Below are 21328 nucleotides of genomic sequence, written 5' to 3'. Positions count from 1 at the left end.
TTAGCATCCACTTGTTTTTTGCACAACGCATTCGAAGCCATCGTGATAAGAAATCAATTATACAATGCCGATTCCTTCGGCTTCTTGTGTGTCAAATTTTTTATATTCTTTTTGCAAAAGAAAAAAGAAAACACTTGATGACGGATGCTAAATCCGCATGTCTCTTAAGGGGAAAAAGAAAAGATCCGAGATTGAATGTTTGGAACGGCAGAAACAAACAAATGCGGAATCATAACCCGACGCGACCGGACTTCCCGATCTGGAACGCGGACTGCTCGAATTTTTCCTCCGGATCAAGCGGAACCTAGAAATCAAGCCTCTTACGGGACGTGCGGCCATGCCGTCAAAACGCCAATTCGAACAGTTCCCGCAACCGGTATACCCTGATAGTCACCGTCCGCAAATAATACCGATTATCAGCAGATCTGCACAGTGTTTTGCAAATACCGGAATTCCCCCCCTATCTGGAAATACCGCCCTTGAGGAGTTCCCTCCGGCTTGCGTCACGGAAGCCCCTATTTTCCGCTTCGTTTTTGAGGGAACCGGCCTTCGATGGACTCCCGAAAGAACCGGAGACCATGCCGAACGACTTGAATAATCGAACGATCAAGTTCCCATGAAGCACGATACCGGGCATGGCAGGGATCCATGCATCCCTCCATGCCCGGCTCGTTTTCTGGGAGCGTTCTCCCGGTGATTTCGCACGGATTTTACGGATGGCGTCATCCTCCGATTTCATCGTCGGACCGAAGTTCCCCGGCTCCGGAGGATTCCCTCAGGTTCTCCGTGAAGAATTCCGTCAATTTGTCGAACGGAATCAGATTCACCCGGTCATAGAGGTCGACATGCCCTGCCTTGGGAACCCGGTAAAGTTCCTTGGGTTCGGCGGCACGCTTGTAGGCATCTTCGCTGAACTCCCTGGAATGCGCCTCTTCTCCCGCGATGAAAAGCAGGGCACGCGGAGAAATCGTCTCAATATCCTCAAAGGGATAAAAATTCATAAATTTCACGTTGCTGGTCAGCGTCGGATGGGTTGTCAGCCCGGGCGACTGGCCTTCCGGCGTGAACGCACCTCTCGGCGTACGGTAGAAATCATAGAATTCGCGTTCGACGGGGCTGGAGTTCTCATGGATTTCATGCACGGTTCCACCGGTGTACTTCGTCTCGCCTCCCGTGAACTCGACGTAGCGTTGTTCCGCTGCGTCGGAAAGGATTTTCTTTCTTTGTTCAAGCGTCAGGGATTTTCCTAGGCCGTTGCGGTTGGCCGCCCCCATATCATACATGCTGACCGTGGCAACGGCTCTCAATCTCGGATCAATTTTGGCGGCACTGACGGCGAAGCTTCCGTTTCCGCATATTCCGATGACGCCGATCCGGTTCCGGTCGACAAACGGGCGGGAGCCCAGGAAATCCGCAGCAGCGCTGAATGCTTCGGCATACATATCCGGAGATACGGCATTCCGCGGTTTCCCGCCGCTTTCGCCCCAGAAAGGGAGATCAAGCGCCAGCGTTACGAATCCGCGCTCGGCCATTTTCGCGGCGTACAGATTCGCGTTCTGTTCCTTGACCGCCCCCATGGGGTGCCCGACGATGATCGCGGGGTATTTGGCGCTCCCGTCCATCCGGTCGGGCAGGAAGAGGTTGCCCGCAACCTTCATTTCATACTGGTTGTTGAACGCCACTTTCTGCGGGGAGATTTTGGGGCTCTTGTAGAAATTGTCCGCGTCTTCCGGCTTGTCCGCCGGGCAGGCTATGCCGCTTGACAGGACGAGAGCCCCCAGCACTGTCGAACCGATGGTTTGGGAACCCCGGGCGATGATGGATTTCATGTTCATGGTTTCTTTTTGGATTTTGGCTATTCCGGTTCTTTTAACCGGATGATGGCAATATATCAGGGATTCCCGGAAACAGTTAGCCCGATCCTTTCGCATTCTTGCACAATCCTCCAAAACGAAGGTAAACGTGTTTGCCTTCTTCCGTCCTTTGCATAGAATCCGTCCATGATGAAACAGGAAAGGGAGACAACCGGTTCATCGTCCGGTACGGAACAGGAACGGCCCTCAGGCAAACCGCTCCGGCTCGCTACCATGATTGAAAAATGGACGAGAGGGGAGCATCAAGTTACGACGGCCATCCCCGGGCTGGCGCTTCACCGCAGGGAATCCCCTACGGAGCCGAGCTGCTATATGTTCTCCCCGCATCTTTGCCTCATCGCACAAGGGGTCAAGCGTATCCTGCTGGGGGAAGAAGCTTATGTCTACGATGAACGCAGCTTCGTCGTTTCTTCCGTGGAACTTCCCCTGGTTTCCTACGTTACCGAGGCAAGCCCGGAGAAGCCCTATCTGGGATTGACGCTGGAACTCGATGTCAAGGAGATCTCCAAACTCATGCACCACGACAGACTACCTTCCCCCCGTTCCGGCCCGACTGGCCGGGGAATCGGCGTCAGCAAGCTGACCCCGCCATTGCTCAATGCGGTAGAACGGCTTGTGAGCCTTCTGGAAACGCCCGAGGAAATTCCCATCTTCCGGAATTTGATTCAGCGGGAAATCTATTACCGGCTGCTGATGGATGAAGAACAGGGAGCCAGGTTGAGGCAAATTGTCGTGGCGGAAAGCCGCAGCAGCCAGATCGCGCGCGCCATCGACTGGATGAAGGAACATTTCGACCAGCCTCTCCATATCAAGGAGCTGGCAAAACACGCGGGTATGAGCCCCTCGGGATTCCACCAGCACTTTCGCGCATTGACAGCCATCAGTCCGCTCCAGTTCCAGAAGCGCATCAGGCTTAACGAAGCCAGACGGCTGATGCTCCAGGAAAACCTGGACGCGGGAAACGCCGCTTTCCAGGTAGGCTATGAGAGCCCGACCCAATTCAACCGGGAATACAAGCGCATGTTCGGGAAACCTCCCCGTACCGATATCAAAAGCTTGCAGGAAGTGTGAAGGGGAATAGAAGGAATGGAGCGGGTCAGCACTGGGACGATTCCCTGGAAATGAGACGGGTTGTCAACACCCGTTCTTCGGGAACGAACTGGACTTTGGGATTGATCATGCGTTTGAGCAGGAATTCAGCCGCGGTTTTGCCGAGAGCAACGGCATCCTGGAAGACGCCGGTAATGGGAACTCTCGCAATTTCCATTTCCAAGGTACCGGAGATCCCGGCCAAAGCTATTTGCCCCGGGATTTCGATCCCGTGTCCGAGCAGTCCCATTTCAACGCCGATCGAGAGGGAATCATTGAAGCAAAGGACCGCCTCCGGCCTTTCCTCGCAGGCAAGGATCTGGTCGGCGGCCCTTTTCCCGGCCGCGATATCGGATCCTCCCCTCATCACCCATTCATCACGGACAGGCAAGCCGCCTTCCTTCATTCCAGTCAGGAAGCCGTTTCGCCTCTCCCTCTCGGCGTAGGAATCCAGGGCGGATCCGACATAGGCGATTTTCCTGTGTCCCTGGTCGAGGAAGTGCTGCGTCAACTTCAAGGCGCTACCGAAGTCATCCACCATGACGACATCGGCTTTCCAATTGGGGATTTTCCTGTCGACAAACACCAGGGGACAATGGTGCTTCCTGATGGCTTTTGCCGCCGGAAGGCTGTCCTTCAAATGCAGGGGGGACCAGATGATGCCGTCCACCTGCCTTTCGAGCAAGGCGGAGATATCGTGGAATTCCTTGATGAGATTATTGTAGGAGCAACACAGGAAGATGCGGTACCCGTAGGAAGAGAGGACTGTCTCAATGTTTTCCAGAATTTCGGCAAAGATGGTATTGCCCAAATAAGGAAGGATCACACCCACCGTCATGGTCGGCCCTTTGTGACCCGTCTCCTGGGTGCTCCGGTTGGGAACGTAGCCCATGGATAAAGCCAGATTGGTAATGTCACGCTGCAATTGCTCACTGACTCCAGGCAGCCCTCGAATGGCTCTGGACACGGTCATCTGTGAAACATTTGCAGCTTTTGCTACATCGCGAAGAGTAATCTTATTGCGCCTCATGAAATCATTCCCTTGGGGAAAAGTTGTGGGTTTACGTTAAAAGAAAAATTATCTAGAATCAAGAAAATACTCTATCTTCAACAATTTCAGTAAGAAAAACGTTACATATCGTTAGATACATACCGGGCAGTCATTCTGCGTAAATGCCATAGAAACGCAAAAATAACTCAATATCAATTGGAAACGATTCACCTCCCTCCGGAGCGATCCGATCCACCCGACTCCCGGTCCGTCTACCGTACGCCTGACGCTACGTCATACGATCGCTTCCCCGGACGGCTGCCTCCCGGATTGTCCGGATATCCGCTCCAAACGAGTGTTCGCATTAGCTTGAGGCAGAGAGAAAATACGTTAAAAAAGCGATAAAAATGCGCGTCCTCCGGATTCCCCCACCCCTTCTTTTGATCTCCCCGGATTGATTGTCAATCGATGAGGCATATTCTCCCTCATCCATGAAACCGGGAGGGGATGAAAAGCCGTCTGAAATACCGGCCGTTCGGCCGACGTATATCCCTTCTATGAAGATTCCCCCATCTCTCGCCGTCCTGGGCCTGTTCGCCGGAAGCATGATTCCTCTGTCTGCCGGAGAAATGCTCCCTACCACGGAATCCGTCCACGACCTTCAATTTCCGGATCTGGCCTCTTCCTGGGATGAGGGCATGCCGCTTGGCAATGCCACGGTCGGGGCCATCATCTGGCAGAAAGGCAATTGCCTGCGTTTCGCACTGGACCGTACCGATCTTTGGGATCTGAGGCCCACGGAGTTCGTCGAGAGCGATATCTTCCGGTTTTCCTGGGTCAGGGAACATGTCCTGAACAATGACTACGGCATTGTCCAACAGAAATTGGACGCTCCCTACAATGCTCTTCCCGGCCCCTCGAAAATCCCCGGGGCCGCCCTCGAATTCGACATCTCCTCGCTGGGCAAGGTCAAACAATCGCACCTTTATCTGAAAGACGCCGTTTGTGAAGTGACCTGGGAAAACGGAACTTCCATGCAAAGCTTCGTCCACGCCACGCGCCCGGTGGGCTGGTTCGCGTTCGACAACGTCCCGGAGGATTTTGTTCCGCGACTCGTCCCCCCCGCCTACCGCAAGGGAGAATCCGCCTCCCATGACAATTCCCACGCCGGGGCCGACCTCGACCGCCTCGGATACAAGCAGGGCCGGGTTGCCGTCACGGGCAACACCGCGGACTACCACCAGCAGGGTTGGGGGGATTTTTCCTATGACGTTTCCATCCGGTGGAAGCGCGAGGGCAAACGCCTGACGGGAGTCTGGGCCGTCACCTCGTCCTTGAGCAAGGACCAGGCCTCGAATCTCTGCCGCCAAGCCATGGCGGAACCCGGCAGTCAGCTGTACGCCACCCACAAGGCCTGGTGGAACACGTTCTGGAAAAAATCCTCGGTTTCCCTTCCCGATCCCGTTCTGGAAAAACAGTACTACAACGAAATCTACAAGCTCGGATCGACAACCCGCAGCAACTCCTACCCGATCTCCCTCCAGGCCGTCTGGACTGCCGACAACGGCAAGCTCCCCCCGTGGAAGGGAGACTACCACCACGACCTCAATACCCAGCTCAGCTATTGGCCTTGCTATACGGGCAACTATCTGGACGAAGGGCTCGGCTACCTGAATACGCTCTGGAACCAGAGGCAAACGCACAAGCAATACACGAAACGCTATTTCGAAAAGGACGGTCTGAACGCGCCGGGCGTCTGTACGCTGACCGGCGTCCCCATGGGAGGGTGGGTCCAGTATTCCTGTTCCCCTACGGTTTCGGCGTGGCTCGCCCAGCATTTCTACAAGCACTGGCAGTATTCGCGCGACAAGAAGTTTCTGAAGGAGCGCGCCTACCCTTATCTGAAAGACGTGGCGACATTCCTCGAACAATTTTCCACGGTCGAGAACGGCGTACGCAAGCTCCCTCTGAGCTCCAGCCCGGAAATCCATGACAACAGCATCAATGCCTGGTTCCGCGACACGACGAACTACGACCTTGCCCTGATGCGGTTTGCCTTCAAAGCCAGCGCCGAACTCGCGACAGAACTGGGGTTGAACAACGATGCGGCACACTGGAAAAAACTGGAAGGGCAGCTGCCCTCGTTTGCCGTCGACGACGGGCAGGCTCTCGCTTTCGCCCCCGGAGAACCCTACCGTGGTTCTCACCGCCATTTTTCGCACGCCATGGCCATCCACCCTCTGGGCTTGCTGGATTGGGACCGGGGAGAGCAGGAGCGGCAAATCATCCGCAGCACGATTGCCGGACTCGACCAATATGGCCCGGGTGCCTGGTGCGGCTACTCCTACAGCTGGCTCGGCAATATGAAGGCCCGCGCACGCGACGGAGAAGGAGCCGCACGCGCCCTCCGCGATTTTGCACAATGTTTCTGCCTGCGGAATACCTTCCATGCCAACGGCGACCAGACGGGCAGCGGCAAATCCGGCTTCACGTACCGTCCTTTCACGTTGGAAGGCAACTTCGCTTTTGCCGCGGGCGTTCAGGAAATGCTGCTCCAGAGCCACTCCGGTACCATACGCGTCTTTCCCGCCATCCCCGCTGACTGGAAAGATGTCCGCTTCGGCACCCTGCGCGCCAACGGAGCCTTCCTCGTCTCCGCCGAGCGCCGCCAGGGAGAGGTGGGTCATGTTTCCATCTACTCCGAGCAGGGCGGAAAACTCCGTCTGGAAAATCCCTTCCCCGGGAAAACGCCCGATACACACGGCAAACCCTTCCGGGAAGACAACGGCATCCTCATCATGAATACCCGGCCGGGAGAAACGATCTCGCTCTCCGCCCCCCCAACCGCCGGCCGCGCAGTCAAATAAGAACACATCCTATTCCATTCCTATACATCATGTCTTCACATTTACTTCTTCGACATAACCGCATTTTCCAAAAATTATGCATTCTGTTCGTTTTCGGATCCATTCATTCAACCGAAGCAGTCCTTGTAAAAGATGATATCCTGCAACGGTTGAACGACTTTGATTCACAGGCCTGCCTCCTCGCCCTGAAGGATCAAAGCCCCCATCCGGATACCTACACCCTACCGCCCGAACTAGCGGCGCAAATGAAAGAATTGGAGCAACTGCGCACTCAGCTCCAGGACATGTCACCCCCCGATAACAATGATGGTGCTATAGCCCGTGCCGCCGAGTTGTTGAAGTCGGTCGACAACGCCTTGTTGTCCAATCCGCTGATTCGATGGAAAAAAGTCCTCGCTATCAAGCGCCACTTTCCGGGAAGTGCCCGCCAACGTACCAGAGGCGGTCTTGGTCTAGCACCCTCCAACTTCCAAAACAACTCCGAAATCGGTAATCCTGCCAAGGGTTGGGACAACGAATTCGTGTTCTTTGAAATCGGCAACAGGGAAATACGAGAACAAAATGCCTACAAGCCCGCTCCAGGCATGATCATCTCGGATCCGGAGCCGCACTGGTCCGGCGAGAAAGTCATGTTTTCATCCATTGGAACGGAAAACAGATGGCACCTCTTCGAGTTGAATTTCAATGACGAGACAGTCACTCAGCTCACGCCGCCCGAATACAAGGACTTTGATAGTTTCGATGGTTGTTACTCGCCCGATGGTTCTTATATTTTCTGTTCCACGGCCACCTTTCTGGGCCTTCCCTGTACCAATGGAATGAACAAAATGTGCGGACTGTTCTCCTACAATCCAGAAACGAAAAAGTCCAGGCAACTCACATTTGACCAAGACAGCAACTGGAACCCCGTCGTCATGGACAACGGGATGATTCTCTACCAACGGTGGGAATATGCGGATCTTCCCCACTCGAATAGCCGCATACTATTCACGATGAACCCTGATGGGACAAGCCAGCTCGCCTTCTACGGTTCTAACTCTTACTTTCCTACGGCCTTGTTTGGAGCCCGGCCCATACCTGGGAAATCGGGTAAATTAGTCGGTATCGCGGGAGGGCATCATAGCGTCTCACGGGGAGGACAAATGATCGTCTTGGATCCATCGGTCAGCCGCCATGAAGCCGAAGGCGTCATTGCGGAAATCCCCTTCCGTGGTAAAAAGGTCAAACCCGAAGTACGAGATAGATTCCCCGACGGTAAATGGCCTCAATTCTTACATCCTTATCCGCTCAGCGACAAGTATTTCCTTGTATCCATGAAACGTTCTCCTCATGCGTTGTGGGGTATCTATCTCGTGGATGTATTCAACAATATGACTCTTATTGCCCAACAGGAAGATACCGCCATTCTGGAACCCGTCGTCATTGAACGCCGCCCAGCTCCCCCTATTATCCCATCGCGTGTCAACCCAGAGTCCCAAACAGCTTCAGTCTTCCTGCAGGATGTTTACTTTGGCAATGGATTAAAAGGAATCCCGAGAGGAACAGTCAAAAAACTCAGAATCGGCTCCTACAGTTTTTCTCCTTGGAGCCAGGGAGGCCTGCTAGGTACCATTGGGCTGGATGGTCCGTGGGATATCAAACGTATCCTGGGAGAGGTCGATGTCGAACCGGATGGTTCGGCCATGTTCACCGTGCCTGCCAATGAACCTATATTCGTCCAGCCCCTGGATGAAAACGGCAGAGCCCTTCAGATCATGAGAAGCTGGTTCACTGCCATGCCAGGCGAGAATGTCTCCTGCATCGGCTGCCATGAAGAACGCGACGCCGTCGTCAAAGCCAGACAGACTATTTCTGCATTCAAGGCACCTCAGCCCATCCAACCGTTTTACGGCAAGGAACGGGGGTTCAGCTTCATACATGAAATCCAACCTATTTTGGATAAAAAATGTATCTCCTGCCATAACGCAGAGCGCCCCCAACTCCCTTATTTCAAAGGAGATAAAATGTTAACGGACTGGAGTTCCGGTATTTCCGGAAGAGGAGACCACGCTTATTCCGGCAAATTTACGGAATCCTACTACCAGCTCCAACGGTATGTCCGTCGTCCGGGAATTGAAAGCGACATGCACATGCTCACCCCCATGGATGTCCATGCCAGCCAAACGGAGCTCTTCCAAATTCTCGACAAAAACCACCATAACGTTCAATTGAACGATGAAGAACGCCGCAAACTGGCATGCTGGATCGACTTGAACGCTCCCTTCCATGGAAGGAGGTCCGATATCCCTTGCTTCGACAGGGCCAAGCAGGCGTGTAACTTGAAAGCGCGATATGCTCCGCTTTTCCAAGTTAGGCTTCCGGATCTGGAATGGCTCCCGGAACGCCCGGTGAACATCACCCCGGAACTTCCAAAACCGCAAGCCCTCCCAGATACAACCGTTCCCTCCCTTCCAGGCTGGCCCTACTACAAAACAGGTTCCGGGTACAATGCCCAACACCAAATCGCCTTGGGACACATCAGGAAAAGCATCGATATTGCCGACGGAATCGAAATGCACCTTGTCAAAGTTCCGGGGGGGAGCTTCGTCATGGGTAGCTCTCGGCAGCCGGATGAAATGCCCATGAGTGTCCAAACCATTCACAAACCGTTTTGGATCGGCCAATTCGAAGTCACCAATGAACAATTCGCCGCCTTCTGCAGAGATCACGACAGCCGAACGGAACACCGTCACGGTTACCAGTTCGGCAGACTGGGATATCCCCTGAACAAACCGAAGCAACCGGTCGTTCGTGTCTCTTGGCAGGAAGCCTCCGCATTTTGCAAATGGTTGTCGGAAAAAACTGGTTTGAAAGTTTCTCTGCCCACGGAAGCTCAGTGGGAATGGGCATGCCGTGCCGGGAGTGGAATGGCTTATTCCTTCGGAGATCTGGGGGCAGACTTCGGTAAATATGCTAATCTCGGAGATAAACGCCTTCAGGAATTCGCAGCCTGTACAGCACACAAATTCTACGAAAGCACCCGGATTCTGGACAATCCGAATCGCTACGATGACTGGATTCCGCGCAATACAACCATTGACGACGGAGGATTTGTCTCGGAGGATACAGGCCGTTACCGTCCCAATTCATGGGATATCTACGATATGCACGGCAATGTCTGGGAATGGACACGCTCCCAGTACAAACCCTATCCATACAACCATAACGACGGACGTAACGATACAGCAGACGAGACCGCCATGCGCGTCGTGCGCGGCGGTTCCTGGTATGACCGTCCATTTAAAGCAACCTCCAGTTTCCGGCTCCCATACAGAGGATACCAGAAAGTCTTCAACGTCGGCTTCCGTATCCTCATTGAGGAATGACGGGAGTATCTCCTTGACAAGGGGGAGCGGATGGGAGAGACCCATGGACGCGGAAGCTCCCATCCGTCTCCTCACCCGGATACCCCCATTCATTCCATGCACGAAGATATCGAACTTCCCAAAGACCGCATTCCGGCCCTTCGCGTCGAGACCATGCCATCGGACACCAACCAGAACGGCGATGTGTTCGGCGGCTGGATTATGAGCCAGGTCGACCTGGCCGGAGCCAATACGGCCATGCGCTACGCTCTCAGCCGGTTCATCGTCACCCGCGCCATCAGCAGCCTGACCTTCGAAGCTCCCGTCATGGTCGGAGACGTCGTCTCGTTCTATACCGAAATTGTCAAGATCGGACGTACCTCCATCACCGTCAAAGTAGAAGTTTTTGCCGAACGCCTGACAAAACGCTGGAACAACATTGCCAAAATCACTGAGGCAGAATTGGTATACGTCGCACTCGGGCCGGATAAAAAGCCCATTCCCCTGGAGGAATCCCGCGCCAATTTTACCAAATTCTGCCCCTTGTAATCCCTAGGCTTCCCGGTTTTCCGGATGAAACCTGCGCAGACGCAAAGCATTCAGGATGACCGATACGGAGCTGAGGCACATGGCCGCGGCAGCAATGACCGGCGACATCAGAATCCCCCAGACGGGATAGAGCGCGCCCGCCGCGATCGGAATCCCCAATCCGTTGTACACGAACGCAAACGCCAGATTGGATTTCATGTTTCCGACGGTAGCCGCCGAAAGGTCGAACGCCGTGGAGACGACCTTCAAATTGCCTTTGACCAAAGTTACGGCACAACTTTGCATCGCCACGTCGGCTCCGGTTCCCATGGCAATGCCGACGTCGGCTTCCGCCAGAGCCGGGGCATCATTGACGCCGTCTCCCGCCATGGCGACCACGTAGCCTTTTGCCTTGAGAGATTGCACAAGTTTCTGCTTGCCGGCGGGAGTCATGCCGCCATGGTATTCGACAATTCCCAGCTCATGGGCAATGAACCCGGCGGTAGCCGGAGCATCGCCGGAAGCCATGACAATATGGATGCCGCGTTGTTTCAAGGCGGCCAAGGCATCTTTCGTGGATTCCCTCAATTTGTCGGACAGGGAGAACGCCCCGGCAAGCTTGCCGTCAACAGCGGCAAAAAGGACAACTTCTCCCCTGCCCCTCTCCTGTTCCGTCCATGACGCCAGAGGAAGGACATCGACCTTGCTGTCTTGAAGCATCTCGGCAGAACCCAAGAGAACATCGCGACCCTCCACACGGCCGGATACTCCGCCTCCGGGATGGGACATAAAGCCCTCCACCGGAGAAAACGCCAACTTCCTGTGTTCGGCCTCGCGGACGAAAGCCCTGGCAATCGGGTGTTCACTGTTCCTTTCCAGAGAAGCGCACAAAGCCAGCAAGGCATCTTCTCCATCCTTCTGCAACACATTCATACCGCTCATACCGGGGCGCCCCTCCGTCAGCGTGCCTGTCTTATCAACGACCAGCATGTTCACCTTGCGAAGCGCCTCCAAAGCCGCGGCATCACGGAACAGGATGCCGAGCGAAGCGGCCTTGCCCGATGCCACCATCATCGACATGGGCGTTGCCAGTCCCAATGCACACGGACACGCTACTATCAACACGGCCACGGCATTGACAAACCCGTGTCCCCAACTCGGATACGCACCCCAGATCCCCCAGCTTAAAAACGTCAAGACGGCAATGATCACGACAGCCAGGACAAAATACCGGGCTACCCGGTCCGCGATCCTCTGCATGGGAGCTTTGGAGCGTTGCGCCTGGGCAACCTGGCCGACGATCCTCGACAGCACCGTGTCGCTCCCGACGGCCTCCGCCGTCATTGTGAAGGTGCCGGTCGTATTGAGAGTCGCCCCAATCAAACGGTCTCCGGGCCTTCTCGGCACCGGTATCGGCTCTCCCGTCAGCATGGACTCGTCCACATCGCTCTCCCCGTCCCGCAGAGTCCCGTCCACAGGTACTTTTTCTCCCGGGCGCACCCGCAGAATATCTCCCGGATGCACCCCGCCGAGAGGAATATCCTTTTCAGTCCCGTCAGGCAAGACAACCCGGGCCGAAACCGGAGCCAGATTGATCAGGGAACGGATGGCTTCCGCCGTCCGCGCACGGGCCATATTTTCAAGGATCTGCCCCAGAAGGCTCAATGTCATGATAATGGCCGCGGCCTCGAAATACACCGGAATGGTGCCATGGGACATAAAGGTAACCGGAAACCAGCCCGGCGCTACCGTAGCCGCCACGCTGTACAGGAAAGAAACCACCGTTCCAAGGCCGATTAACGTCCACATGTTGGGGTTGCCCGTCCGGACGGAATCCCACCCACGAACCAGCAACGGCCATCCGGCCCACAAAACCACGGGAACGGCCAAAGCCAATTCCACCCAATTCTGAACCGAAGGTCTCATCAAATCGGTCACATGCCCTCCCATCGCCAGTACGGATAATACGACGGTAAACGGCAGGGAACCATAGAACCTCCGCTTAAAATCCGCCAGCTCCGGGTTTTCCTCCTGTTCTCCGGCTGAAGGAATCTCCGGTTCCAATGCCATGCCGCATTTAGGACAGGAACCGGGATGGTCCAGACGCACCTCGGGATGCATCGGGCAGGTATAAAAAGTCCCTTCCGGTACGGGAACCGTGGAAACCGGCTGGGAATCACCGATATATTGTTCGGGATTTGCTTCGAATTTCTCCAGACAATGCCTGCTGCAGAAATGGTATTCCCTTCCCTTGAAAGATGTTTTCAAGGGAGAATCCGGGGAAACATCCATACCACACACAGGATCCCTGGCGCAACCGCCCGGAGCATCCTCCTGCGGCTTTGAGTGATGGCAAGACATATTCATATTGTGTAGACCACAACGATACCGTATCTGTTACAGCACTGACAAACTACAGACGAATATCTTCGGCATGGTCCGCCTGAAGGAGGAGCTGTTCCCTTTTCAAGAATGGCTTGATCCGGAAAATTGCCAAAGCGTTTTTGGAGAAACCCTTCCCGAAACCGGGGAGATGTTTATTGATGGCCCAGGCATTTCTGTTATATTTCCTCTCAATCATACCTATGAACATAGCCGCTTTTGAAGTCCGGGATGACGAGAGACCCTTCTTCGCCCGATACGGGAACCGGGAGGGGCTGACTCTGCATCTCCACCCTTGTCCACTCTCCCCTTCCACTCTGGCTCTGGCGGAAGGATGCGAGGGGGTCACGACACTCGGACAAAGCCGGCTGAACCGCTCCCTGCTACAAGAACTCCGGAAGATGAACATCCGTTACGTTTCTTCTCGTACGGTCGGAGTCAATCATATCGATATCCGGGCCGCCGAAGAATTCGGGATCCAGATCAGCCATGCCGAGTATTCGATCCACGGCATTGCCGATTTCACCATTATGCTGATGCTCAACTGCCTGCGTAAGTATAAGCAAGCTCTGTTCCGCGGCAACGTCAACGACTATTCACTCACAGGGCTCCAAGGCCGCGAAATGAGGCATTTGACGGTCGGCGTCATTGGCACCGGTTCCGTCGGGACGGCAGTCATTCACAGCCTGAGCGGATTCGGCTGCCGAATCCTGGCCAGTTCGCGCCACGAAAATCCATCTTTGTCAGGGCTGGCGGAATACGTCCCTCTCGACGACCTGTTCCGCCTAAGCGATATCATTACCCTGCACGTGAGTTTGACGGAAAGCACTCGCCACCTCATCAACCGCGACACTCTTGCCCGGATGAAAGACGGAGTCATTCTCATCAATACGGCCCGCGGTTCCCTGATTGAGGTCAATGCCCTGATTGAAGGCATCGAATCCCAAAAGATCGGAGCCCTGGGCGTAGATGTTTTCGAAAATGAGGAAAGCATTTTCCACCAGGACCGCCGCAGCGACATCATCAGCAACCGCGACATGGCCTACATCCGCCAGTTTCCGAACACCGTCATGACCCAGCACATGGCCTTCTACACACTGGAAGCTGTCGAGAGCATGGTCCGATGCGGCATCGAAAACATCCTTTCCATGGATGCAGCCGATTGTTCTCCGGAGAATCCTCCTCCCTGCCTCTCCTGAAAGATTCCCTCCCTCATGCCCGTATATGGAAAGAGGCGGAAGATCCGTCACCTCCCATCCTATCCATGAAAAAAACACCTTTCCTCCTGTTCCTTCTTACTTTTAGCCTTACAAGCATTTCCGCGGAAGCCGGAGAGAACGTTCCTCTCTCTTCATTAAATCTCAACATGATGACGGCCGGATTCGGTTCCGTCCGCGCCGACAGGTCCTCCTCCGGCAAACCCATCAGTCTGAAGGGCAAGGAATACAAAGGAGTAGGTACCCATGCCGACAGCAAAATGATCATTGACCTGGGCGGCAGGGGAGAACGCTTTACGGCGCTTGCCGGTGTCGATGACAACGCCGGAGGTCCGGGTACCGTAACCTTCCGCGTCACGGGAGACGGCAAAGTGCTCTTTGATTCCGGCGTCGTCAAAGCAGGTGAAGAACCCCACAAAATCGACGTATCCCTCAAAGGAGTCAACAAGCTGGTACTCGAAGCCCTGGCCGGTCCCGATGGTAAAAATTACGACCATGCCGACTGGGCGGATGCCGTTATTGCGATGGAATCCGGCAAACCCGTCGCCATACCTGACGCCACCGTCATCCAGGCCGGTACCGACGATATCGGCATTGCCCTGCTGGTTGACAAGGACAACAACGTTTTCCAGCAATATATCGGCTCGGAAACGGATACGGCAGGCATGTTCCGGCATGGAGCATCCAAAAACCCCGCTTATCCTACGATCAATAGCACAAATGACTTCCAATTCTGGGGGGAACCCGCCCTGCATGCCATCCATGCGGACGGCCACATGTCCACAGCTCTCAAGTTCCAGAAATCCGACACCCGGCAACTCGATGCCAACACGACATTGACTACGGTCACGCTCAAAGACCCCAACTACGAATTTTACGTTAACCTCAATTACAAGAGCCACAAGAAGCTCAATGTCGTCGAGCAATGGACGGAAATCAGCCATCGGGAACCCGACAACGTGACGCTGACGAATTTTGCATCCGCTGCCATGACGTTCCGTTCCGGGGATTTCCGTCTGACACATTTTGCCGGCGGATGGGCCAACGAGTTCTCCGTGTACGAAACACGGCTGACACCCGGGTCCAAAGTCATTGAGAACAAATGGGGTATAACCAGTTCCAACGAACGGCAGCAGCACTTCATGCTCGCCATGGATGGTGAAGCTACGGAAACCAGCGGCAAGGTTCTGGCCGCCAGTCTGGCATGGTCGGGCAACTACAAGCTCCAGTTCGAATTAACTACGGACAACAAGCTGGTCGTCACGGCCGGCATGAATCCCTGGGCATCCGCCTATACGCTGGCACCCGGCAGGAAGTTCACAACTCCGCGGCTCATCTACACTTTCAGCGACAAAGGCAAAGGAGAAGCCAGCCGCCGCCTCCACCGCTGGGCTCTTGCCCATGGCCTCCGGGACGGGCACACACCCCTGCGCACGATCTTCAACAACTGGGAAGCAACCGGCATGAACACGAGCGACAAAACGATCGTGCCGTTCTTCAAGCCCGCCCACGATCTGGGATTCGAACTTTTCTTGCTGGACGACGGCTGGTTCGGCCTTCCGAACAAGGCCCGTGTGCTCGGCGAATGGGAACCGACCCCCATCATGCATCCGAAGGGCATGTCCGTCCTGATCAACGAAGCGGGCAAGGCCGGTATCGATTTCGGTCTGTGGGTCGAGATGGAGATGGCCAATCCCGAGGCCCGTCTCGTCAAATCGCACCCCGACTGGCTGCTGTGCGAGCCCGACCGTCCGAAACACCTCCAGCGAGGCCAATACGTCCTTGATCTAAGCAATCCGGAAGTTCAACAGTTCTGCATCTCTTCCTTCAACAAGATCATCAAGGACAATCCCGGCATTTCTTTTGTCAAATGGGACTGCAATAGCCCGTTCCACAATCCCTATTCCAAATACCTCGGCAAAAACCAGCAACACCTCTGGATCAATTACACCCTGGGGCTCTATCGCGTCTTCCAGGAAACGGTCAAAGCCAATCCCCGCCTGCAGATGATGCTTTGCTCCGCCGGGGGAGCCCGCTCCGACTACGGCGCGTTGAAATTCTTCCACGAATTCTGGGCCAGCGACAACACCGGTCCCCTGAACCGCGTCCGCATCCAATGGGGATATTCCCATATCTTCCCTGCCAAAGCCGTTGGAGCCCATGTCACCCACTGGGGGAACCAGCCCTTTAAATTCGCTTTTGACGTCGCCATGAGCGGAACGCTCGGCATGGACGCCGATCCGACCAAAATGTCGGACGAAGAAAAGAAGATCACCAAGAGAGCCGTCGCCGCCTACAAGGATAAGTTGCGTCCCGTCGTCCAGTTCGGCGACCTGTACCGCCTTGTCTCCCCCTACGAAACCAACCGGGCATCCCTGATGTACGTCAGCCCGGAAAAACGGGATAAGGCAGTCGTCTTCTTCTATCAGACCAATGACGACCAGGACGGATTGACCGTCAAACTCCAGGGGTTGAATCCGGATGCCAATTACGTGCTGGAAGAAGTCAACATCGACTCTCCCGACAAGGCTGCCTGTGCGGAAAACGGCCAGACGCTCTCCGGCCGCGACTTGATGGAAAAAGGACTTCGTTTCAATTGCAGCAAGAGATTCGACAGTGCCGCCCTTTATCTTCAAGCCCGGTAATCGGCCGCAATTGTTTCCCTCAGGCAAGACAGAGGAACCGGCCCCCCCGGTTCCTCTTTTGCTTTGATATCGTTTGTTTCATAACGATCCAATGGCCTCTTCATGAAAAATTCAACTGCTCCTGCTTGCAGAAGTGAGCCGTTTTCCAAGAAATAACCTGGTCTCCAGTCAGGTACATAATCGATATCGGGAAGCGACACTACGAAGCCTATTGCCGCCTGCTCCGGAAAAACAAGGGAACCCGTAACGTCCCCCCTCTTCGCGATAAAGACAAAACGGCACCAGAGAGACTCCCTATTATCTCTGGTGCCGTATGCTATGACAGGAGGTTGCCCCCCCGGCAAGATGTCCGGTTGATCAATTCAGAACTATTTCCTTGGTTTCCGGAGTAACCGGATACCTGTGTCCATTCACAATCAACGTAAAATTGTCATTGCTGCTGACGAGGATTTTATCATTTCCGTCAAAAACAATATCGGTCACTATATTACCGAATCGTAGATTTTTCAAGCCATGTTTCCCATTTATTTTTTTCAGGCTCCATAAAACCTCGCGGTTGATAGCATCTACATGCCGGAATCCCATGATATTTTCAATAAACAGGGAAATAGGGCCCAATGCAGACCAACCGCAGAAATTGGCACGATAACGGTGCTTGAAATCGCCGGCAGGTTCGTCGGCATCAGGGTGGTAGCACTCCCAAATCGAATGAGGAGAAAAATTCTTCCAGGTTCTCAATTGCTGGCGGACGGTATTTTCCGCATTCTTGTCCGCAAGTTCGACATATCCGTAATTTTCCAGGGCTTTTGTTCCCATGTACACCATCGGCAGCCAAACGCTCCCTTCCCAATAATTGCCCTGAGGATGGAACTCCGGATCGCTCCGGAGCATGGAAACCCAAGGATATTTGCCCCCGAACACTTCCGGATCCTCCGCCAGCCTGGCCATCCGTTCGGCCTGTTCCGGCGAGGCGACTTTGGCAAGCAACGGCCAGAATGAAGCGGGAGTTTTGACCCGGCACGGCTTCATCGTGGCAATTTCCACATCGTAATAGCAACCATCCTCCTCATCCCAATAAACATCGTTGATCGTTTTTTTCAGATCTTCGTATTTCTGACTCCAAACGGCTGCTTGTTCACTATTTCCCTGGGCTTCAAACAAATCTCGGATACACATGGCTGCCAAAGCCTGTTGGGAAATAGCATCCACCCAGAGGATTTTGTCATAGCCGTCCCTGAGCACTTCATGCTTCAACCGATCCAATTCCCGGTGCTTGGCAGTCCAGTATTCCTTGTCTTCACGGCTACCGGACTTCTCATGCTCGATCTTTTTAAGAATAGCCTCCCGGAAATCGCGCGTTACCATGTAATCATCGGCAGCAATCCTTTCCCCTTTGGAAAAACGCCCCAAGCCACGACCACGGGGCGTGTTATCCATTCCGCTCGTCAAACCGGTCCAGGCATGACCGATATGGCCGACATCCGTCACAAGCCTCTTCTGCACGGGAAAACTCTTGCCGTGGGGCAGTGCGTATCCTTTGGGAGTCGTATTAAACCAATCGAAAAATTTCTGCAGGTACTGCTTTTCATTCAATATCCGGTTCAGCCGCTCGCGATCATTGGAAAATCGGAAATAATCGCGCTCTATCCAGGCAAACAAGGGGGGGTTGTCCAACCATTCCACCTTCAGGGGAATTTCTTTCCCGTCGATTATCGGTACGTAAAAATTATCCAGGCTGGACATGCCGGGAAAGTCCTGCGGTGCATACTTGCAGAACAGGGACATGAAACAAGTATCCCAGATGAAAATCGGAGCCGAATGGGCTTCGTCCATGTAGGGCGACGAAGGAAGTCCCTCCGGGCCTTTCGTCACGCGGGAATGTGCAATCGTCCACGCTTCATAATACAAATCCACCAAACCGCGTTCCGGAAAAACGGGATGAGGAATCCGGGATTTCCAGTCGCCTCCATCCGTTGCCGACAATGCAACCGTACAGCAGGCAAGCCCTATCGCCGCCACCTTCAACAACTTAGTCGTATTGCCCATTCTCACGAACATATCTCAAAATACGTGCCAAATCAGGTAATCTTTCTAAAAATAACGACTTTTAACGTAAGCGCCGAAAAAAATCCCTCTGCCTCCCTGATCCATCCCACTTCTTAATCAACGCAAAACCTCCGTTCTTGCCCGAAGGCCGGAACGGAGGTCTTTTTCAGAAAACGGCAGATCATTCCGCCGGACAAGAAACATGAGATCAGTTTTTGTCCTTCAATCCAACGGCAACCTTCTGGAACGTCGGTTCCTCAATCTGCTTGATGGAACCGTCGGCATACAGCACGCAAATGTAGTCGGCATGGCGTTCCGTGACAGGCAGGACATATTCCTTGAAATCGGCATCGGTCCGGATGCTCTTTCTTTCCATAGCCTGGCCATCGGACAGCCACGGAATACCGGACAAGAGCTGGCCTCGGCTGATCTGGATACTGGATGAAGGATTGGAGGGATCCTGGCTGTTATCCGTCCAACTCGTATAGGAAACGGTGTCGGGAGTCGCTTCCACGTAATCGGTACGGGAATAGCGAGCCATATTGCGGTCGGCCGGGCAACGGAACGTTGCAGGCAGGGACGGCGGCACGGCAGCCGAGCTGGGTTGCTGCTCGTAAGCCGTCAGCACATACGGAGCAAGGGCAACCCACCATCCCATACTCTCATCGTAATTTTCCGTCGTCTCATCGTCATCCATGCCGCTGCAAGGCAGAATGCCATAATGATCCTCGGCATACTGGGTTCCCAGATGCTTGAGTTCATTGAAGTTCGCCATGCACTGGGTACGGTCCGATTTACGCTGGCTTCCCAGAAACACCGTATAAGCAATACTGGCCAAAGATGCCAGAATCGCAATGACGACCAAAAGTTCGATCAAGGTAAATCCTCGGGAAGATTTTCGGGGAGAAAAGGAAATATTCATATTTTAGAATAAACTATCATACGTCTACCGCGATGCAAAGCAGAAATAGGCCGGGGTAAAAACCGTTTTACCGCCCTGCTCTCCAACGATCCATTCTGGCTCTCAGGGAAGGATATCACGCAGAGCTTCCATCGGACGGCAAAGACGTACGCCCTTCTCCGTGACGACAATCGGCCTGTTGATCAATTCCGGATGTTCAATCATCACATCAATCAACTGATCGTCAGTCCATTTTTCATCATCCAAATGAAGTTCCTCATAGATATCTTCACCGGTGCGAATGAGACCACGAACGCCAAGACCTGTCGCTTGAATCAATTCCGCCAGTTTTTCATGCGTTGGCGGGGTTTCTTTGTACAAAATGATTTCGGGTTCTTCTCCGGCCTCACGAATCAGCTTCAACGCTTCACGGGACTTGCTGCAGGATGGATTATGGTAAATGGTGATCTTTTTCATGCAAATATTGCCGGGCAGGCACATCCCTCCGTATCACGGAATCGCAAGAAAAGTCCAGACAATCCAGAGGCATTTTAAAACAGTTTGGGGCGACCCCTCGTTATGTGGAGGAGCCGCCCCGCTGTGTTTCTCTTTTATTGCGTCTTCTGTTCCTATCAGAAGTTGTACCGGTAGCCTATGCTCCCGTTGGCCGAGGTCATCCGGCTCCGCAGGTCCGCGTTGACTTCCACAAAGATCGTGCCCTGGTCCCCGGTCGGGATGCTCAGTCCCGCACCGAATTGCAGGCCCGTCGTCCCTGCCTTGCTCCCCTTCACTCCACGGCTGAAGCCGGGCACGCCCACGAAGCCCACCTGCGCTTCGTTCCGCGTGTCTCCGAAGTCCTGCGACACCTGCGCCCGCACTTCCGCCAGAGATTCGCGACCGAACAGGTTGCCTCCCGTCAGGCCCATCCAGCGTACCCCAGCCGAGACGGTGCCCGTCGTGGCGTCCATGCCGCCGGCGCGGAGTCCCGCGCTGCCCGCCCCCTCTTCCGTGTAGTCGTCCACGCTGCTCTTGAGGATGGAGACGTTGACGAGGGGCTGGAGGATCGCGCTGTTCTCTTCGTTGAGACTGATGTCGTAGGTGCCTTCGTACATCGCTCCCCACACCTGCCCTCCGGGCGTGCCGTGGCCGGTGTAGCTGCCCGAGCCGCAGGGGACGGTGCGGTCGATGTCACTCTGGCTCCACCCCGCCGTCAGGATGACGTTGTGCCCCCACTTGCCGCTCTGGTAGCGACCGAAGAGGTTCACGTAGTAGACTTCCATGTCTCCGCTGAGGGAGTCGGCCGCCGTCGAGGTGAGCTTCCCGTAGCTCGCCGTCATGGCGAGCCCCGCGGTGAATTTGCTGCTGAGGTTGGCGTCGACCCCGAAGGTGCCTCCCCAGGTGTTGTACTGGTAGCCCGCTTCGTCCCCGTCGGTGTTGAGGCGGT

The 21328-nt window shown here is 54.6% G+C and carries 15 protein-coding genes; 7 read left to right on the top strand and 8 right to left on the bottom strand.

The genetic code is table 11. The annotated features are described in order from the left end of the window. Positions 1-460: 460 nt before the first annotated feature. On the bottom strand, positions 461-739 hold the full coding sequence (locus QET40_RS09320; protein ID WP_280126904.1) for a hypothetical protein: 279 nt from the start codon (positions 737-739) through the stop codon (positions 461-463). Then, positions 723-1835: an alpha/beta hydrolase gene (locus tag QET40_RS09315; protein WP_280126903.1), complete on the bottom strand. Its 1113-nt coding sequence runs from the start codon at positions 1833-1835 to the stop codon at positions 723-725. The genes QET40_RS09320 and QET40_RS09315 overlap by 17 nt, the downstream gene beginning before the upstream one ends. Before the next feature lie 165 nt (positions 1836-2000). Between QET40_RS09315 and QET40_RS09310 the strand changes: the two genes are divergently transcribed. Then, complete coding sequence (locus QET40_RS09310; protein WP_280126902.1) at positions 2001-2945, top strand: AraC family transcriptional regulator; 945 nt, start codon at positions 2001-2003, stop codon at positions 2943-2945. Positions 2946-2970: 25 nt separating this feature from the next. Here QET40_RS09310 and QET40_RS09305 read toward each other — a convergent pair whose 3' ends face one another. Next, entirely contained in the window at positions 2971-3993 is a 1023-nt protein-coding gene (locus QET40_RS09305; protein ID WP_280126901.1) for a LacI family DNA-binding transcriptional regulator, read from the bottom strand. Between the two features lie 566 nt (positions 3994-4559). Between QET40_RS09305 and QET40_RS09300 the strand changes: the two genes are divergently transcribed. The 3 genes from QET40_RS09300 to QET40_RS09290 all read left to right on the top strand — a co-directional run bounded on the left by QET40_RS09300 (position 4560) and on the right by QET40_RS09290 (position 10714). Then, a complete protein-coding gene (locus tag QET40_RS09300) occupies positions 4560-6821 on the top strand; it encodes a glycoside hydrolase family 95-like protein (RefSeq protein WP_345783072.1) in 2262 nt (753 codons plus the stop codon). A gap of 29 nt (positions 6822-6850) precedes the next feature. Beyond that, a complete protein-coding gene (locus QET40_RS09295) occupies positions 6851-10186 on the top strand; it encodes an SUMF1/EgtB/PvdO family nonheme iron enzyme (protein ID WP_280126899.1) in 3336 nt (1111 codons plus the stop codon). Between the two features lie 96 nt (positions 10187-10282). Further along, positions 10283-10714, top strand: a complete 432-nt coding sequence (locus tag QET40_RS09290; protein WP_280126898.1) for an acyl-CoA thioesterase — start codon at positions 10283-10285, stop codon at positions 10712-10714. Positions 10715-10717: 3 nt separating this feature from the next. On the opposite strand, the gene QET40_RS09285 is transcribed toward QET40_RS09290, so the two are convergent. Next, positions 10718-13060 (bottom strand): heavy metal translocating P-type ATPase, encoded by a 2343-nt coding sequence (locus tag QET40_RS09285; RefSeq protein ID WP_280126897.1) that lies wholly within the window; start codon positions 13058-13060, stop codon positions 10718-10720. 67 nt (positions 13061-13127) lie between these two features. On the opposite strand from QET40_RS09285, the gene QET40_RS09280 reads away from it, so the two are divergent. The 3 genes from QET40_RS09280 (at position 13128) to QET40_RS09270 (ending at position 16937) form a co-directional block, all read left to right on the top strand. Then, positions 13128-13298, top strand: coding sequence for a hypothetical protein (locus QET40_RS09280; protein ID WP_280126896.1), 171 nt, complete (start codon positions 13128-13130; stop codon positions 13296-13298). Then, on the top strand, positions 13279-14274 hold the full coding sequence (locus QET40_RS09275; RefSeq protein ID WP_280126895.1) for a D-isomer specific 2-hydroxyacid dehydrogenase family protein: 996 nt from the start codon (positions 13279-13281) through the stop codon (positions 14272-14274). Before QET40_RS09280 ends, QET40_RS09275 begins: the two co-directional genes overlap by 20 nt. Positions 14275-14339: 65 nt before the next feature. Then, positions 14340-16937 carry an alpha-galactosidase gene (locus tag QET40_RS09270; RefSeq protein ID WP_280126894.1) on the top strand — a complete coding sequence of 866 codons (2598 nt, stop codon included), beginning with the start codon at positions 14340-14342 and terminating at the stop codon, positions 16935-16937. Positions 16938-17294: 357 nt separating this feature from the next. Here the strand turns inward: QET40_RS09270 and QET40_RS09265 are convergent, their stop codons facing one another. The 4 genes from QET40_RS09265 to QET40_RS09250 all read right to left on the bottom strand — a co-directional run. Beyond that, the gene (locus QET40_RS09265; protein WP_280126893.1) at positions 17295-18995 is read right to left on the bottom strand and encodes a trehalase family glycosidase; all 1701 of its coding nucleotides are present in this window, start codon (positions 18993-18995) and stop codon (positions 17295-17297) included. A gap of 196 nt (positions 18996-19191) precedes the next feature. Beyond that, positions 19192-19905, bottom strand: a complete 714-nt coding sequence (locus QET40_RS09260) for a prepilin-type N-terminal cleavage/methylation domain-containing protein (protein ID WP_280126892.1) — start codon at positions 19903-19905, stop codon at positions 19192-19194. Positions 19906-20007: 102 nt separating this feature from the next. After that, the gene (arsC, locus tag QET40_RS09255; protein ID WP_280126891.1) at positions 20008-20361 is read right to left on the bottom strand and encodes an arsenate reductase (glutaredoxin); all 354 of its coding nucleotides are present in this window, start codon (positions 20359-20361) and stop codon (positions 20008-20010) included. A 155-nt stretch (positions 20362-20516) separates the two neighbouring features. Then, positions 20517-21328 (bottom strand): autotransporter outer membrane beta-barrel domain-containing protein (locus QET40_RS09250; protein ID WP_280126890.1); only part of this gene is annotated, 812 nt, incomplete at its 5' end.

The organism is Akkermansia sp. N21169, from assembly GCF_029854675.1.
In the GTDB taxonomy this organism is placed as follows: Bacteria; Verrucomicrobiota; Verrucomicrobiia; order Verrucomicrobiales; family Akkermansiaceae; genus Akkermansia.
The sequence above is the reverse complement of the archived record's forward strand: the minus strand, read 5'-3'. Positions and strand labels throughout refer to the sequence as shown.

Bases quoted from the DNA above. Each gene is read 5' to 3' on its own strand.
- QET40_RS09320 (WP_280126904.1), bottom strand. From the start codon at position 739: ATGAAATCGGAGGATGACGCCATCCGTAAAATCCGTGCGAAATCACCG.
- QET40_RS09315 (WP_280126903.1), bottom strand. From the start codon at position 1,835: ATGAACATGAAATCCATCATCGCCCGGGGTTCCCAAACCATCGGTTCG.
- QET40_RS09310 (WP_280126902.1), top strand. From the start codon at position 2,001: ATGATGAAACAGGAAAGGGAGACAACCGGTTCATCGTCCGGTACGGAA.
- QET40_RS09305 (WP_280126901.1), bottom strand. From the start codon at position 3,993: ATGAGGCGCAATAAGATTACTCTTCGCGATGTAGCAAAAGCTGCAAAT.
- QET40_RS09300 (WP_345783072.1), top strand. From the start codon at position 4,560: ATGATTCCTCTGTCTGCCGGAGAAATGCTCCCTACCACGGAATCCGTC.
- QET40_RS09295 (WP_280126899.1), top strand. From the start codon at position 6,851: ATGTCTTCACATTTACTTCTTCGACATAACCGCATTTTCCAAAAATTA.
- QET40_RS09290 (WP_280126898.1), top strand. From the start codon at position 10,283: ATGCACGAAGATATCGAACTTCCCAAAGACCGCATTCCGGCCCTTCGC.
- QET40_RS09285 (WP_280126897.1), bottom strand. From the start codon at position 13,060: ATGAATATGTCTTGCCATCACTCAAAGCCGCAGGAGGATGCTCCGGGC.
- QET40_RS09280 (WP_280126896.1), top strand. From the start codon at position 13,128: ATGGTCCGCCTGAAGGAGGAGCTGTTCCCTTTTCAAGAATGGCTTGAT.
- QET40_RS09275 (WP_280126895.1), top strand. From the start codon at position 13,279: ATGAACATAGCCGCTTTTGAAGTCCGGGATGACGAGAGACCCTTCTTC.
- QET40_RS09270 (WP_280126894.1), top strand. From the start codon at position 14,340: ATGAAAAAAACACCTTTCCTCCTGTTCCTTCTTACTTTTAGCCTTACA.
- QET40_RS09265 (WP_280126893.1), bottom strand. From the start codon at position 18,995: ATGTTCGTGAGAATGGGCAATACGACTAAGTTGTTGAAGGTGGCGGCG.
- QET40_RS09260 (WP_280126892.1), bottom strand. From the start codon at position 19,905: ATGAATATTTCCTTTTCTCCCCGAAAATCTTCCCGAGGATTTACCTTG.
- arsC (WP_280126891.1), bottom strand. From the start codon at position 20,361: ATGAAAAAGATCACCATTTACCATAATCCATCCTGCAGCAAGTCCCGT.